Below are 14,782 nucleotides of genomic sequence, written 5' to 3' on the forward strand. Positions count from 1 at the left end.
CGCGACACAAGGCCGCTCCTACAGGGGATCAGCGGAGCTTTTCGATGCGCCAGATGCCGAACGGCTGGTGCCACGGCTCGATGCGCATCCACTGGGTCTTGCCGTGCCAGGTCCAGCGGTGGCCGTTCATCAGGTCCTCGCCCTGGGTGTCGGCGTTGTCGTCCAGCCCCAGTTCCCACAGCGGCAACTCGAAGTTGGCCTCCTGGGCGTTGTGCGGGTCGAGGCTGACGGCCACCAGGATGAAGTTGTCGCGCTCGGGCGTGCGCTTGGCGAAGTACAGGATGTTGTCGTTCCAGCAGTTGAGGAACACCACGCCCAGGTGTGTCTGCAGGGCGCGGTTCTGCCTTCTGATGCGGTTGAGCTGGGCGATCTCGGCGACGATGTTGCCGGGCTGGTTGAAATCGCGCGGGCGGATCTCGTACTTCTCCGAGTCGAGGTATTCCTCCTTGCCCGGCAGCGGCGTGCCTTCGCACAGCTCGAACCCCGAGTACATGCCCCACAACCCCGAGCCCATGGTCGCCAGCGCGGCGCGGATCAGGAAACCGGCGCGGCCCGAAGTCTGCAGGAAGTACGGGTTGATGTCCGGCGTGTTGACGAAGAAATTGGGGCGGTAGCACAGGCTCCACGGTGGCTGGTTGAGCTGCTCGAAGAACTCGCGCAGCTCCTGTTTGCCGTTGCGCCAGGTGAAGTAGGTGTAGCTCTGGGCGTAGCCGACCTTGCCCAGGCGCGCCATCATCGCCGGGCGGGTGAACGCCTCGGCGAGGAAGATCACCTCGGGGTGCCGGCTGCGCACATTGGCGATCAGCCACTGCCAGAACGGCAGCGGCTTGGTGTGCGGATTGTCGACCCGGAAGGTCTTCACCCCCTCCTCGACCCAGCCGACCACCACGTCGCGCAGCGCCAGCCACAGCGACGGCACGGCCTCGGGCGCGTAGAAGTCGACGTTGACGATGTCCTGGTACTTCTTCGGCGGGTTCTCGGCGTAGCGGATGGTGCCGTCGGGACGCCAGCTGAACCAGCCCGGGTGCTCCTTGAGCCAGGGATGGTCCTGGGAGCACTGGATGGCGAAGTCCAGGGCGATCTCCAGGCCGTGCTCGGCGGCGGCGGCGACCAGTCGGCGAAAATCCTCGCGCGTGCCCAGCTGCGGGTGGATGGCGTCATGACCGCCTTCGGGGCTGCCGATCGCGTACGGGCTGCCAGGGTCGCCGGGCTGGGCCTGCAAGGCGTTGTTGCGGCCCTTGCGGTGCTGCATGCCGATGGGATGGATGGGCGGGAAATACAGCACGTCGAAGCCCATGTCGCGGATCATCGGCAGGCGCTGGTGCACATCGTCGAACGTACCGTGGCGCTCGGGGTCATCGGTGATCGAGCGCGGGAACAGTTCGTACCAGCTGGCGAACCGGGCCGCTTCACGGTCGACATCGACGGCAAGCTCCGGGCTGCGGGTGAGGTAGCTGCGGTGCTCGGCCTCCGCCATCAGCCGGGCGGCATCGGGATGCAGCAGCTGCGCCACCTGAGCGTCCACCGACTGCTCCGACAGGCCCTGGCGCAGCGCCTGCAACTGCTCGCGCAGCGGCCCGTCGCTGCGCTCGACACCCTTGCCCAGCAACCGCCGCCCCTCCTCGAGCTCCAGCTTCACATCGACACCGGCGGCGTACTTCTTCTCGAGGTCGTGGCAGTAGGTGGCGTAGGGGTCGATCCAGGCCTCGAGGCTGAACAGGTGCAGGCCCAGCTCGGTGGGGGTGAACTCGGCCAGCCACAGGTCGTTGCCGGGCGAGAGCATGGCCACGCAGTGCCAGCGACGGCTGTGGGCCTGGCGCCAGTACAGGCTCACCGCCAGGCGGTCGTGGCCATCGGTGTACACCTTGGCGCTCACCTCGACCTTGTGACCACGCACCGCCTTGGCGGCGAAGGTACCGCCGTCGAGCACCGGGCTCACGTCCTCGATCACGATGCGCGGGGCCAGCAGCGCCTGCGAGAGGCTGATGGCCTGGTCCGGATGGTCGTTGGCCATGGGCACGCTTTCGAAGGGCTCGTTACCAGACATCGCACTCGCTCCGTGGGGATTGTGGCGGTAAGGGTTCAGAGCCATGGCGGCGGGCGGGGTTCAAAAAAAATGAGCGAATGGCGCACGGCCGGGTCGAAGCCTGCAGTACCGTTTCATTCATCCCGCGAGGTCAGGCCCATGAACATTCCCATTCCACCAGAGACACCCGACCCGAACATCGACGACCCGACATTGCCGCCGCCGGTACCCGAGGAAGATCCGGACGAGCTGCCGATCAAGCCGACCGTGCCGCCGACCGTGGGCGACCCGCCGAGCGAGGAGCCGCCGGTGAAAGGTAGAGGATAGACAAGGTTGTTGCGGGGCGGAGTCACCTGATATTTCTGCCAGTAGCACAGCGCGATCAATCAGCATACAACGCTCATGTCACTTACATGAGGGTACTGTCATGGATTACTTGGAAGAAAGACTGATAACTCTTATCACGGAACAGCTTAGTATTGAGAAGACATATGTCATCCCCACCGCAAACTTTGAGACGGATCTAGGTGCAGACAATCTGGATATTATTGGGATCGTCATGGCTACCGAGAAAGAATTCGATATTACCCTCGATGGAGATCAAGCGGAGAAAGTCAAAACGGTAAATGACCTCCTCGTGCTAGTACGAAAAGCATCACCCAAGTAATACCTCAAGGCCGAGAACTGTCCCGTGCTCTTGCGGGGCAGTCTGGCGCTCGAACCAGACAATTGCACACCTGGTATTTCTGCCAGTAGCAGAGTCTTCTGGGGCCATGTATAGAAAGACACTCCTCTCTGACGGCAGCCCCAGGCATGCGCTCGCGCCTCTACATCGCCTTCCAGTTGCAATGGATTCTCGCCGGCTTCCTCGAACAGAGCCTGCACCGGATCCGGCCGGACATCGCCATGGACGAACTGGGCGCCGACAGTTTCGACGTGGTAGAGCTGCAAGCCATCGTGGAGGAGACATTCGGCATCTTCATCCCCCACCAAATCCAGACGTACACCACCTTCGCCGAACTGGTCGACCTGGTCTACAAGGCGATGCCTAGCCCCCAAGCTCCTCCACGCTGATTTCGCGCATCCGAAACTTCTGCACCTTCCCCGTCACCGTCATCGGAAACTCATCCACGAAACGGAAATACCGCGGCGTCTTGAAATGCGCCAGCCGCGCCTTGCACCACTGCTGCAGTTCCTCCGCCGTGGCACTGTGCCCGGGGTGCAGGCGAATCCATGCCACCACCTCCTCGCCATACCTGCTGCACGGAATGCCCACCACCTGCGCCTCGGCCACCGCCGGATGGGTATGGAAGAACTCCTCCAGCTCACGCGGATAGATGTTTTCGCCGCCCCTGATGATCATGTCCTTGTTGCGCCCGACGATGCGCACATAACCCTCGTCGTCCATCACCGCCAGGTCGCCGGTGTGCATCCAGCCGGCCGGGTCGATGGCGTCATGGGTGGCCTGCAGGTTGTCCCAGTAGCCGAGCATCACGCTGTAGCCCCGGGTGCACAGCTCGCCGATCTCGCCTCGCAGGACGGTGCGCCCGTCGGCGTCCACCAGCTTGGTTTCCAGCTGCGGCTGGGTGCGGCCCACCGTGGTCACGCGCAGCTCCAGGCCGTCGTCGGGGCCGGTCTGCAGCGATACCGGGCTGGTTTCGGTCATGCCGTAGGCGATCTGCACCTCGGCCATGTGCAGCTGGTCGATGACCTTGCGCATCACCTCGATCGGGCAAGTGGCGCCGGCCATGATGCCGCTGCGCAGCGTGGACAGGTCCAGCAAGGTGCGGCTGGGGTGATCGAGCATGGCAATGAACATGGTCGGCACGCCGTAGAGGATGCTGGCGCGTTCCTCGGCCACGGCACGCAGGGTGAACTCGGCGTCGAAGGCGTCGTTGGGATAGACCATGGTGCTGCCGTGGGTGATGCAACCGAGGTTGGCCATGACCATGCCGAAGCAGTGATACAGCGGCACCGGGATCACCATGCGGTCACGCTCGCTCAGGCCCAGGCTCTCGCCGACCATGTAGCCGTTGTTGAGGATGTTGTAGTGGCTCAGGGTCGCGCCCTTGGGCGCGCCGGTGGTGCCGGAGGTGTACTGGATGTTCACCGGCTGGTCGAACTGCAGGCTCTGCTGGCGGGCTTCGCAGGCGGCAGGCGTCACCTCCCCCGCCCGCCCGGCCAGCGCGGCCCAGGGCAGGAAGCCCGAGGGCGGCTCGGCGGCCAGGCTGATCACACCGCGCAGGTCGGGCAGGCGTTCGCCGGCCAGTTCGCCCACGGCATGGTTCGCCAGCTCAGGCACCAGCTCCTGCACCATCGCGTGGTAGTCGCAGGTCTTGAAGGCATCGGCGCACACCAGCCAGCGGCAGCCGGACTGGCGCAGCACATACTCCAGCTCGCCCACCCGATAGGCCGGGTTGATGTTGACCAGGATCGCGCCGACCTTGGCCGTGGCCAGCTGCAGGATGCACCACTGCGCGCAGTTGGGCGCCCAGATGCCGACCCGCTCGCCGCCCTCCACGCCCAGCGCCATCAACGCCCGGGCATGCACGTCGACCTCGGCGGCCAGCTCGCGCCAGCTGTAGCGCAATCCTTGGTGGCGCACTACCAGCGCCTCGCGTTCGCCGTGGCGGGCGACAGTGGCATCGAAGGCCTGGCCGACGGTCAGGGTCAGCAATGGGTGATCCTGGCGGCCGCGCGTGTAGCTTGGTTGAGGCATGGTGATCCCTTCTTGTGGTTGTTCTGGGCATGACTGAAGCAGGCGTCAATTACTCTGGCGCAGATTTACGTTTACGTAAAGGTGACATCTCGATTGACAGCCCCGGAAGGCAGGTTTACGTTAACGTCAACCACGAGCACCGACTCTGTGGGAGCGGGCTTGCCCGCGATGAGGCCGGACCAGACAACATCGCTGGCCGTTCTGACGGGCATCGCGGGCAAGCCCGCTCCCACAGGGTCGGTGCAGTACCTCGAATTTCAAGAACAAGAAGGTGCCCCATGCATTACCCCAGCCTGAACTTCGCCCTGGGCGAGACCATCGACATGCTCCGCGACCAGGTCCGCACCTTCGTCGCCGCCGAGCTGGCACCACGCGCCGCACAGATCGACCACGACAACCTGTTCCCCGCCGACATGTGGCGCAAGTTCGGCGACATGGGCCTGCTGGGCATCACCGTGCCGGAAGAATACGGCGGCGCCGGCCTGGGCTACCTGGCCCACGTGGTGTCGATGGAAGAGATCAGCCGCGCCTCGGCCTCGGTGGCCCTCTCCTATGGCGCCCACTCCAACCTGTGCGTCAACCAGATCAACCGCAACGGCACCCACGAGCAGAAGCTCAAGTACCTGCCCAAGCTGATCAGCGGCGAGCACATCGGCGCCCTGGCCATGAGCGAGCCCAACGCCGGCTCCGACGTGGTGTCGATGAAGCTGCGCGCCGAAAAACGCGGCGACCACTACGTGCTCAACGGCAGCAAGACCTGGATCACCAACGGCCCCGACGCCAACACCTACGTGATCTACGCCAAGACCGACCTGGACAAGGGCCCCCACGGCATCACCGCGTTCATCGTCGAGCGCGACTGGAAAGGCTTCACCCGCAGCAACAAGTTCGACAAGCTCGGCATGCGCGGCTCCAACACCTGCGAGCTGTTCTTCGATGACGTCGAAGTACCGGAAGAAAACATCCTCGGCCAGCTCAACGGCGGCGTGCGCGTGCTGATGAGCGGCCTGGACTACGAGCGCGTGGTGCTCGCCGGCGGCCCCACCGGCATCATGCAGAGCTGCATGGACCTGGTGGTGCCGTACATCCACGACCGCAAGCAGTTCGGCCAGAGCATCGGCGAGTTCCAGCTGATCCAGGGCAAGATCGCCGACATGTACACCCAGCTCAACGCCAGCCGCGCCTACCTGTACGCCGTGGCCCAGGCCTGCGACCGCAGCGAAACCACCCGCAAGGACGCCGCCGGGGTGATCCTCTACACCGCCGAGCGCGCCACGCAGATGGCCCTGGAGGCGATCCAGATCCTCGGCGGCAACGGCTACATCAACGAATTCCCGGCCGGGCGCCTGCTGCGCGACGCCAAGCTGTACGAGATCGGCGCCGGCACCAGCGAGATCCGCCGGATGCTGATCGGCCGCGAACTGTTCAACGAAACCCGCTGAGCACAAGGAACCGGCGTCCATGGCTACCTTGCATACCCAGATCAACCCGCGTTCGGCGGAATTCGCCAGCAACAGCGCGGCCATGCTCGAACAGGTCCAGGCCCTGCGCGGCCTGCTCGGTCACATCGCCCAGGGCGGCGGGCCGAAGGCCCAGGAGCGGCATACCTCGCGGGGCAAGCTGCTGCCCCGCGAGCGTATCGACCGCCTGCTCGACCCGGGCTCGGCGTTCCTCGAGATCGGCCAGCTGGCCGCCCATGAGGTGTACGGCGAAGACGTGCCGGCCGCCGGCGTGATCGCCGGCATCGGCCGGGTCGAAGGCGTGGAGTGCATGATCGTGGCCAACGACGCCACGGTCAAAGGCGGCTCCTACTACCCGCTGACGGTGAAAAAGCACCTGCGCGCCCAGACCATCGCCCTGCAGAACCGCCTGCCGTGCATCTACCTGGTAGACTCCGGCGGCGCCAACCTGCCGCGCCAGGACGAGGTGTTCCCCGACCGCGAGCACTTCGGGCGGATCTTCTTCAACCAGGCCAACATGAGTGCCTTAGGGATACCGCAGATCGCCGTGGTGATGGGCTCGTGCACCGCCGGCGGCGCCTACGTGCCGGCCATGGCCGACGAAGCGATCATGGTGCGCCAGCAGGCGACCATCTTCCTCGCAGGCCCCCCTTTGGTGAAAGCCGCGACCGGTGAAGTGGTCAGCGCAGAGGACCTCGGCGGCGCCGACGTGCACTGCCGCACCAGCGGTGTGGCCGACCACTATGCAGACAACGACGAGCACGCCCTGGCGATTGCCCGGCGCAGCGTCGCCAACCTCAACTGGCACAAGCAGGGCAAGCTGCAATGCCAGGCGCCGGTCGCGCCGTTGTACAACGCCGAAGAGCTGTACGGCGTGGTCCCGGCCGACGCCAAGCAGCCGTTCGACGTGCGCGAGGTGATCGCCCGCCTGGTCGACGGCTCGGTGTTCGATGAGTTCAAGGCGCTGTTCGGCACCACCCTGGTGTGCGGTTTCGCCCACCTGCACGGCTACCCGGTGGCGATCCTGGCCAACAACGGCATCCTCTTCGCCGAGGCCGCGCAAAAAGGCGCGCACTTCATCGAGCTGGCCTGCCAGCGCGGCATCCCGCTGCTGTTCCTGCAGAACATCACCGGCTTCATGGTCGGCAAGAAGTACGAGGAAGGCGGCATCGCCAAGCACGGCGCCAAGCTGGTGACCGCGGTGGCCTGCGCCCAGGTGCCGAAGTTCACGGTGATCATCGGCGGCAGCTTCGGCGCCGGCAACTACGGCATGTGCGGCCGCGCCTACGACCCGCGCTTCCTGTGGATGTGGCCCAACGCCCGCATCGGCGTGATGGGCGCCGAACAGGCGGCCGGCGTGCTGGCCCAGGTCAAGCGCGAACAGAGCGAGCGCAGCGGCGAAGTGTTCAGCAGCGAAGACGAGAAGAAGCTCAAGCAGCCGATCCTCGACCAGTACGAGCGCCAGGGCCACCCCTACTACTCCAGCGCCCGGCTGTGGGACGACGGCGTCATCGACCCGGCGCAGACCCGCGACGTGCTCGGCCTGGCGCTGTCCGCCGCGCTGAACGCCCCGATCGAACAGAGCCGCTTCGGCATTTTCCGGATGTGACCCATGAGCGACTTCGCGACTATCGAACTGGAAAAGGACCCTCGCGGCTTCGCCACCCTGTGGCTGAGCCGGGAAGACAAGAACAACGCCTTCAACGCGCAGATGATCCGCGAGCTGATCGTCGCCCTCGACCGCCTGGCCGAGGTCGCCAGCCTGCGCTTCGTGGTGCTGCGCGGCCGTGGCCGGCACTTCAGCGCCGGCGCGGACCTGGCGTGGATGCAGCAGTCGGCGCAACTGGACTTCAACACCAACCTGGACGACGCCCACGAGCTGGGCGAGCTGATGTATGCCCTGCACCGGCTCAAGACGCCGACCCTGGCCGTGGTGCAAGGCGCCGCTTTCGGTGGCGCGCTGGGGCTGATCAGCTGCTGCGACATGGCCATCGGCGCCGAGGACGCGCAGCTGTGCCTGTCGGAAGTGCGCATCGGCCTGGCCCCGGCGGTGATCAGCCCATTCGTGGTCAAGGCCATCGGCGAGCGCGCTGCCCGCCGCTATGCCCTCACCGCCGAGCGCTTCAGCGGCGTGCGCGCCCGCGACCTGGGCCTGCTGGCCGAGGTATACCCGGCCGCCGAGCTGGACGCCCAGGTCGAGGCCTGGGTCGACAACCTGCTGCAGAACAGCCCGCAGGCGCTGCGCGCCACCAAGGACCTGCTGCGCGAGGTGGACGCCGGCGAACTGAGCCCGGCCCTGCGCCGCTACTGCGAGAACACCATCGCCCGCATCCGCGTCAGCGCCGAAGGCCAGGAAGGCCTGCGCGCCTTCCTGGAAAAACGCCGCCCCGCCTGGCAAGACAACAAGGAGCCGCGCCCATGAGCCGACCCACGCTGACCACCCTGCTGGTCGCCAACCGCGGCGAAATCGCCTGCCGGGTGATGCGCACCGCCAAGGCCATGGGCCTGACCACCGTGGCCGTGCACAGCACCACCGACCGCGATGCGCGCCATAGCCGCGAAGCGGACATCCGCGTCGACCTCGGCGGCACCAAGGCCGCCGAAAGCTACCTGGTGATCGACAAGCTGCTCGCCGCCGCCAAAGCCAGCGGCGCCCAGGCGATCCACCCGGGCTATGGCTTCCTGTCGGAGAACGCCGGTTTCGCCCGCGCCATCGAACAGGCCGGGCTGATCTTCCTCGGCCCGCCGGCCAGCGCCATCGACGCCATGGGCAGCAAGTCGGCGGCCAAGGCGCTGATGGAGTCCGCCGGCGTGCCGCTGGTGCCGGGCTACCACGGCGAGGCCCAGGATCTGGAGACCTTCCGCGCCGCCGCCGAGCGCATCGGCTACCCGGTGCTGCTCAAGGCCAGCGCCGGCGGCGGCGGCAAGGGCATGAAAGTGGTCGAGGACGAGAGCCAGCTGGCCGACGCCCTGGCCTCGGCGCAACGCGAGGCGCAGTCGTCGTTCGGCGATGCGCGGATGCTGGTCGAGAAGTACGTGCTCAAGCCGCGTCATGTGGAGATCCAGGTGTTCGCCGACCAGCACGGCAACTGCCTGTACCTCAACGAGCGTGACTGCTCGATCCAGCGTCGCCACCAGAAGGTGGTCGAGGAAGCCCCGGCGCCGGGCCTCTCCCCGGAGCTGCGCAAGGCCATGGGCGAGGCCGCGGTGCGCGCCGCCCAGGCCATCGGCTACGTGGGCGCCGGCACCGTCGAGTTCCTGCTCGATGCCCGCGGCGAGTTCTTCTTCATGGAGATGAACACCCGCCTGCAGGTGGAGCACCCGGTCACCGAGGCCATCACCGGGCTCGACCTGGTGGCCTGGCAGATCCGCGTGGCCTGCGGCGAACCACTGCCGATCACCCAGGAGCAGGTGCCGCTGATCGGCCACGCCATCGAGGTGCGGCTGTACGCCGAGGATCCGGCCAACGAATTCCTGCCGGCCACCGGCACCCTGGCGTTGTACCGCGAGTCGGCACCGGGCGAAGGCCGTCGGGTGGACAGTGGCGTCAGCGAGGGCGATGTGGTGTCGCCGTTCTATGACCCGATGCTGGGCAAGCTGATTGCCTGGGGCCAGGACCGCGAGCAGGCGCGCCTGCGGTTGCTGGCGATGCTCGATGAGTTCGCCATTGGCGGGCTGAAGACCAATATCGCCTTCCTGCGGCGCATCCTTGCGCACCCGGCGTTTGCCGAGGCGGAACTGGACACCGGGTTCATCCCGCGTCACCAGGATGTGTTGCTGCCTGCGCCCCAGGCTTTGTCGGCCCATTTCTGGGAGGCCGCCGCCGAGGCGTGGTTGCAAAGCGAACCTGCTTCGCAGCGCCAGGACGACCGCGCTTCACCGTGGGCGGCTCGCGATGGCCTGCGCCTGGGCTTGCCGGCGCGCAGCAGCCTGCACTTGCAGTGCGACGGGCATGAGCAGGCGATGGCGCTGGAGCGCAGCGCGCCTTCGAGTTATCGCCTGGAGGGGGAGCAGCTGTGTCATGACCAGGACGGCCTGCGCCGTCGTCACCTGGCGGTGCGTCGGGGTGGCACGCTGTACCTGCAGTGGCAGGGTGAGTTGCACGCCGTCAGTGTTCATGACCCGATCGCGGCGGCCGAGGCCAGCCATAGTCACCAAGGGGGGCTGGGTGCGCCGATGAACGGCAGTATCGTGCGGGTGCTGGTGGAACCGGGGCAGGTGGTCGAGGCCGGTACTGCGCTGGTGGTGCTGGAGGCGATGAAGATGGAGCACAGCATTCGGGCGCCCCATGATGGGACGGTGAAGGCGCTGTTCTGTCAGGAGGGGGATATGGTCAGCGAGGGGACAGTGCTGGTGGAGTTGGAGGGAGCGTAACGGCGGCAATGTGTTCGCCGAAAGGGTTGTTTCGCCTATGAGATCGAGCGCCGCCCGCGCGGCGCTCGATCTCAAGAGCGCTGCAAGGCTACCGCCTGGCACCTCGCAGCCCCAACGCGCTCTGCGCGCGAATCTAGAGCACCCCGTGCATCCGCACCACGACACCAAGAAACTCGCACCCTTCCTCGCACAACACCGTCGGATACAAGGTATTGAGCGGCCTGAGCATCTGCTGTCCGCCCTCCTCGATCAACTCGCGCAGGACTGCCGGCCGACCTGGCTGGCGAGCAACGACCAACCTGCCCGGCGCCACCTCGATCCCCGCATCCACCAACACCCGCATGCCCAGCGGCACGCTCCTGCCGCTGGCGGCATTCATCGAATCATTCTCGACCGGCAACCAGAAGGCGTTCCCCGCCGGCATGTAGTCGGTCAGCTCGTGGATCTCACTTGACTCGGGCAAGGGCCCGCTCAGGTCGGCCCAGCTCAGTACGGGAAAGCGAAAACTCGCATGGCGCAGGGCATTGACCGAAAGCGGCCGGTCCACCGCGTACACCCCCCTGCTCTCGCGCGCCATGCTGTCGCGCTCGACCACCATCACCCGCGCTTCCAGGTACACCAGCCCGAGCTTTTCCAGTTTTTCGTTGACGGTTGCCAGGGTCGGCCTGCGCGTGCCGCGCAGCCAATGGCCGACACCGCCTTGGGTCATGCCCAGGCGCTCGGCCAGTTGGTGTTGTTTGAGGCTGTGCTCGCGCTGGTAGCGCGACAGAAATTCGATCCAGTTTTCCATGGCTGAGAACGATACGGACTGGATGAACGGCATCAATACACATCTAGAATTATCTTAGCAGCTAAAAATAATACATATTGACCTAATATCAGCGTTCATTGTCCTGGAACGGATTTCATAGGTGCAGTCATGAGCAATACGAAAAAAGAAGAAACAGATCTCGACGAAGAGGCCGCCCGCCGCGCCCTCGACTACTACCTCAACCCCACTCCCAGCACCCCGGACCTGGAGCGCACGCTCTGGACCCTGCGCGAAGGTGTGAGCAGCGCCCAGGCCAGCGAGCACGCCATGGCCCTGCTGCGCTGCGCCGCCGCCACGGCACAGGAAACCGGCAGCCATCTGCAGGGCACGACGCGGGAAGTGGTGTTTGCGCTGATGCACATGATCAACATGGCCCGCGCCCTGCTGGAGCAGTGCCACGCCACGGAAAAGGCATCGATCTGAAGGACAGCCCTTTCAAGGTGTTGATAATTGGCGTCCGGCTTGGATTTGCCGGGGCTGCTTTGCAGCCCTTTCGCGACACAAGGCCGCTCCTACAGGAGACCGCGCCCCCTGTAGGAGCGGCCTTGTGTCGCGAAAGGGCCGCAAAGCGACCCCGGCAATCTTGAGTTGAAACAGCCATATCCCAAAAATCGCAAAACCTTGAAAGGGATGGCTCTGAAGAAAGAACGTGTGGTCGACAAACGACAAAAGCCCCGATTGCCGAGGACGAGGAGTGCGTCAGTGTGAGTCGACGCCGTCTTTGGTACCAGCGCTGCGTTTGGCACTCGAGACAAATAAATTATAAATCAATAGGTTACGACCGATATCGATGCCAAAAAGCGCGCTACGGAAAACCGAGGATTTTCCTCATTTTTACCCTATTAAGCGGGCTCTTTGGCACTCAGAATCGTCTCTACCCCGCATGTTTCCTGAAGGTGCCAAAGACCGCGCTTCGAGGTGCCAAATCCACCGCTTCCTCACAAGAGGGTGTTTACGCGTATGCACACAGTCAACATGGCCCGCGCCCTGCTGGAGCAGTGCCACGCCAGGGAAAAGGCATCGATTTGAAGGGAGAACGTGATAGCTGACGAACGGCAAAAGCCCCGATTGCCGGGGACAAGGGGTGCGTCAGGAAGATTTTTTTAGCAGATCGCGGAAAAATCATTTGACTGGCAAATGATAACGATTATTATTGCACTCAGCTGGTCGCGAGACCCGCTGGATAACCTGCAACGTCCTCAGGTCGGACGCTCAGATTATCTCCTCATCAGGCTAATCACGGTTTTTGACCCGGCTTTTTGCCGGGTCATTTTTTTTGGCTCTTCAGGCTAATGAAGATCGTTGATGGCGGCGATGATAGCAAAACTGTGTCAGGACGTGAACGCTCATTACAAATCTTTGCGGAATCAGCACTTGAGAATCAATCTCGTTTAGCCTAAGCTGGCTCCGCATCAAGGAAGATGCCCCCACCCCTTTCCTTAATGAGCAAGGAGCTGTCCATGACCCGCCTGTTGCTGCCCCTCGAGCACGACCCGCGCACCGCCGAACAGTATGGCGAGGACGCGCTGCTGCATGCGCTCAAGCGCCTGCCGCGCCGGGTCCAGCAAGTCTTCCTGCTCAATCGCCTCGACCAACAGGGCTTCGCCGCCATCGCCGAGCGCCTGGACCTGCCGCTGATCAGCATCGAGCGCCACATGAACCAGGCCCTGCAGACCGCCCGCGCCCCCGGCGACGCGCTGGCCAGCATCGCCGGGCAATGGTACGTGCGCCTGCAAAGCCCGCAGGTGACCGCCAGCGAACGTATCGACTTCCGCCGCTGGCTGGATGCAAACCCCGACCACCTGCGTGCCTTCCACGAAACCGAACTGCGCTGGCGCAGCCTGCTCGCGCCGGCCCGGCAGCTCGGGCATGACGGCTGGTACCGGCAAGGGCGTGCGGCGCTGTCGTTGGGTGGCTGTTCGATTGCCATCGGGCTTGGCGTTGCCGCCCTTGTGGCGCTAGGCCTGCTGGCCTGACACCTCATGCCATGCCGCAACCCCTGTAGGAGCGGCCTTGTGTCGCGAAAGGGCCGCAAGGCGGCCCCGGCTTTCTGCATCGCCAATAAAAAACTGGGGCTGCTGCGCAGCCCTTTCGCGACACTAGGCCGCTCCTACACACGTTAATCCCGATCAACATACGCACCCCCACCACCAAGCGGTGTAGAGTACGGTCACAACAACGCCAACAGGAGGCTGGCAATGACCGTGACGCGCTCCCCGCTGCACATCGACTGCGATTTCGACTCCGGCAACATCCTGATCAAGGACGCCAGCGACCCTGCGCACGTCCACCTGAACATCCGCCCCGACACCCACAGCGGGCACTTCCAGTGGTTCCATTTCAAGGTCAGTGGCCTCACCCCGGGCCAGGTCCATCGTTTCAGCCTGGACAACGCCCATGAGTCTTCCTACAAGAACGCCTGGACCGGCTACCACGCCGTGGCGTCCTACGACCAGCAGACGTGGTTCCGCGTGCCCAGCCAGTTCGACGGCAAGGCCCTGAGTTTCGACTTCAAGGCCGAACAGGAACAGGCCTGGTTCGCCTACTTCGAACCCTACCCTCGCGCCCGCCACAACCAACTGATCGAACGTGCCCGGCAGATCCCTGGCGTCGAACTGCTGGCCAGCGGGCGCAGCGTGCAAGGCCGGGATATTCCGCTGCTGCGCGCGGGCGACGGCGCGGCCGCCAAGCGCAAGCTGTGGATCATCGCCCAGCAGCACCCGGGCGAGCACATGGCCGAATGGTTCATGGAAGGTGTGATCGACGCCCTGCAAGCCAATGGCCCGGTCATCCGGCAACTGCTGGCCAAGGCTGACCTGTACCTGATCCCCAACATGAATCCGGACGGCGCCTTCCTCGGCCACCTGCGCACCAACTTCAAGGGCAAGGACCTCAACCGCGCCTGGCAGGACGCCAGTGTCGAGCTGAGCCCCGAGGTGTTCTTCGCCCAGAGCCAGATGAAGCTGCACGGAGTGGACGCATTCATCGACGCCCATGGCGACGAGGAAATTCCCCATGTGTTCACCGCGGCCTGCGAGGGCAACCCCGGCTACACGCCGCGCATTGCCAAGCTGGAAGAGCAGTTCCGCAGCACCCTGTGCAGCCTGACTCCGGACTTCCAGACGAAGTACGGCTACACCCGCGACGAGCCGGGCAAGGCCAACATGACCCTGGCCTGCAATGCCGTGGGCCAGGCCCATGACTGCCTGTCGCTGACCCTGGAGATGCCGTTCAAGGACCACGACGATGCGCCGAATCCGTGTACCGGCTGGTCGGGCGAGCGCTCGAAGGCGCTGGCTGGGGCGGTGCTGGAGACATTGCTGAAGATGGTCGGCGATCTGCGCTGAGCAACACGATCCCGTGTAGGAGCGGCCTTGTGTCGCGAAAGGGCT

At 64.9% G+C, this 14,782-nt stretch carries 13 protein-coding genes; 10 read left to right on the plus strand and 3 right to left on the minus strand.

Features of this window, described 5'->3' with window-relative positions:
- Positions 1 to 28: 28 nt before the first annotated feature.
- Complete coding sequence (locus N7422_RS09670) at positions 29 to 2,047, minus strand: alpha-1,4-glucan--maltose-1-phosphate maltosyltransferase (protein WP_279806313.1); 2,019 nt, start codon at positions 2,045 to 2,047, stop codon at positions 29 to 31.
- Positions 2,048 to 2,185: 138 nt separating this feature from the next.
- On the opposite strand from N7422_RS09670, the gene N7422_RS09675 reads away from it, so the two are divergent.
- The 3 genes from N7422_RS09675 (at position 2,186) to N7422_RS09685 (ending at position 3,100) form a co-directional block, all read left to right on the plus strand.
- Positions 2,186 to 2,353 carry a hypothetical protein gene (locus N7422_RS09675; protein ID WP_177330851.1) on the plus strand — a complete coding sequence of 56 codons (168 nt, stop codon included), beginning with the start codon at positions 2,186 to 2,188 and terminating at the stop codon, positions 2,351 to 2,353.
- A 100-nt stretch (positions 2,354 to 2,453) separates the two neighbouring features.
- Positions 2,454 to 2,693 carry an acyl carrier protein gene (locus tag N7422_RS09680; RefSeq protein WP_279806314.1) on the plus strand — a complete coding sequence of 80 codons (240 nt, stop codon included), beginning with the start codon at positions 2,454 to 2,456 and terminating at the stop codon, positions 2,691 to 2,693.
- A gap of 146 nt (positions 2,694 to 2,839) precedes the next feature.
- Entirely contained in the window at positions 2,840 to 3,100 is a 261-nt protein-coding gene (locus tag N7422_RS09685; RefSeq protein WP_279806315.1) for an acyl carrier protein, read from the plus strand.
- Here N7422_RS09685 and N7422_RS09690 read toward each other — a convergent pair.
- The gene (locus N7422_RS09690) at positions 3,075 to 4,745 is read right to left on the minus strand and encodes an AMP-binding protein (RefSeq protein ID WP_279806316.1); all 1,671 of its coding nucleotides are present in this window, start codon (positions 4,743 to 4,745) and stop codon (positions 3,075 to 3,077) included. The genes N7422_RS09685 and N7422_RS09690 overlap by 26 nt on opposite strands.
- A gap of 278 nt (positions 4,746 to 5,023) precedes the next feature.
- Between N7422_RS09690 and N7422_RS09695 the strand changes: the two genes are divergently transcribed.
- The 4 genes from N7422_RS09695 to N7422_RS09710 are packed head-to-tail and all read left to right on the plus strand — an operon-like array spanning position 5,024 to position 10,579.
- The gene (locus N7422_RS09695) at positions 5,024 to 6,187 is read left to right on the plus strand and encodes an isovaleryl-CoA dehydrogenase (RefSeq protein WP_279806317.1); all 1,164 of its coding nucleotides are present in this window, start codon (positions 5,024 to 5,026) and stop codon (positions 6,185 to 6,187) included.
- 19 nt (positions 6,188 to 6,206) lie between these two features.
- On the plus strand, positions 6,207 to 7,814 hold the full coding sequence (locus N7422_RS09700) for a carboxyl transferase domain-containing protein (RefSeq protein WP_279806318.1): 1,608 nt from the start codon (positions 6,207 to 6,209) through the stop codon (positions 7,812 to 7,814).
- A 3-nt stretch (positions 7,815 to 7,817) separates the two neighbouring features.
- Positions 7,818 to 8,627 (plus strand): gamma-carboxygeranoyl-CoA hydratase, encoded by an 810-nt coding sequence (locus tag N7422_RS09705; protein WP_279806319.1) that lies wholly within the window; start codon positions 7,818 to 7,820, stop codon positions 8,625 to 8,627.
- Positions 8,624 to 10,579: an acetyl/propionyl/methylcrotonyl-CoA carboxylase subunit alpha gene (locus N7422_RS09710; protein WP_279806320.1), complete on the plus strand. Its 1,956-nt coding sequence runs from the start codon at positions 8,624 to 8,626 to the stop codon at positions 10,577 to 10,579. Before N7422_RS09705 ends, N7422_RS09710 begins: the two co-directional genes overlap by 4 nt.
- A gap of 133 nt (positions 10,580 to 10,712) precedes the next feature.
- On the opposite strand, the gene N7422_RS09715 is transcribed toward N7422_RS09710, so the two are convergent.
- Entirely contained in the window at positions 10,713 to 11,369 is a 657-nt protein-coding gene (locus N7422_RS09715; protein WP_279806321.1) for a S24 family peptidase, read from the minus strand.
- A 129-nt stretch (positions 11,370 to 11,498) separates the two neighbouring features.
- Between N7422_RS09715 and N7422_RS09720 the strand changes: the two genes are divergently transcribed.
- The 3 genes from N7422_RS09720 to N7422_RS09730 all read left to right on the plus strand — a co-directional run bounded on the left by N7422_RS09720 (position 11,499) and on the right by N7422_RS09730 (position 14,737).
- On the plus strand, positions 11,499 to 11,813 hold the full coding sequence (locus N7422_RS09720; protein ID WP_279806322.1) for a hypothetical protein: 315 nt from the start codon (positions 11,499 to 11,501) through the stop codon (positions 11,811 to 11,813).
- A 1,037-nt stretch (positions 11,814 to 12,850) separates the two neighbouring features.
- Positions 12,851 to 13,366 carry a DUF4880 domain-containing protein gene (locus N7422_RS09725; RefSeq protein WP_279806323.1) on the plus strand — a complete coding sequence of 172 codons (516 nt, stop codon included), beginning with the start codon at positions 12,851 to 12,853 and terminating at the stop codon, positions 13,364 to 13,366.
- 222 nt (positions 13,367 to 13,588) lie between these two features.
- Positions 13,589 to 14,737, plus strand: coding sequence for a M14-type cytosolic carboxypeptidase (locus N7422_RS09730; protein WP_279806324.1), 1,149 nt, complete (start codon positions 13,589 to 13,591; stop codon positions 14,735 to 14,737).
- Positions 14,738 to 14,782: the final 45 nt, after the last annotated feature.

The organism is Pseudomonas sp. GD04091 (assembly GCF_029836165.1).
Lineage (GTDB): Bacteria > Pseudomonadota > Gammaproteobacteria > Pseudomonadales > Pseudomonadaceae > Aquipseudomonas.

Excerpts from the sequence above, each read along its gene's own strand:
- N7422_RS09670 (WP_279806313.1), bottom strand. The coding sequence starts at position 2,047 with ATGTCTGGTAACGAGCCCTTCGAAAGCGTGCCCATGGCCAACGACCAT.
- N7422_RS09715 (WP_279806321.1), bottom strand. The coding sequence starts at position 11,369 with ATGGAAAACTGGATCGAATTTCTGTCGCGCTACCAGCGCGAGCACAGC.
- N7422_RS09725 (WP_279806323.1), top strand. The coding sequence starts at position 12,851 with ATGACCCGCCTGTTGCTGCCCCTCGAGCACGACCCGCGCACCGCCGAA.
- N7422_RS09690 (WP_279806316.1), bottom strand. The coding sequence starts at position 4,745 with ATGCCTCAACCAAGCTACACGCGCGGCCGCCAGGATCACCCATTGCTG.
- N7422_RS09695 (WP_279806317.1), top strand. The coding sequence starts at position 5,024 with ATGCATTACCCCAGCCTGAACTTCGCCCTGGGCGAGACCATCGACATG.
- N7422_RS09720 (WP_279806322.1), top strand. The coding sequence starts at position 11,499 with ATGAGCAATACGAAAAAAGAAGAAACAGATCTCGACGAAGAGGCCGCC.
- N7422_RS09680 (WP_279806314.1), top strand. The coding sequence starts at position 2,454 with ATGGATTACTTGGAAGAAAGACTGATAACTCTTATCACGGAACAGCTT.
- N7422_RS09730 (WP_279806324.1), top strand. The coding sequence starts at position 13,589 with ATGACCGTGACGCGCTCCCCGCTGCACATCGACTGCGATTTCGACTCC.
- N7422_RS09710 (WP_279806320.1), top strand. The coding sequence starts at position 8,624 with ATGAGCCGACCCACGCTGACCACCCTGCTGGTCGCCAACCGCGGCGAA.
- N7422_RS09685 (WP_279806315.1), top strand. The coding sequence starts at position 2,840 with ATGCGCTCGCGCCTCTACATCGCCTTCCAGTTGCAATGGATTCTCGCC.
- N7422_RS09700 (WP_279806318.1), top strand. The coding sequence starts at position 6,207 with ATGGCTACCTTGCATACCCAGATCAACCCGCGTTCGGCGGAATTCGCC.
- N7422_RS09675 (WP_177330851.1), top strand. The coding sequence starts at position 2,186 with ATGAACATTCCCATTCCACCAGAGACACCCGACCCGAACATCGACGAC.
- N7422_RS09705 (WP_279806319.1), top strand. The coding sequence starts at position 7,818 with ATGAGCGACTTCGCGACTATCGAACTGGAAAAGGACCCTCGCGGCTTC.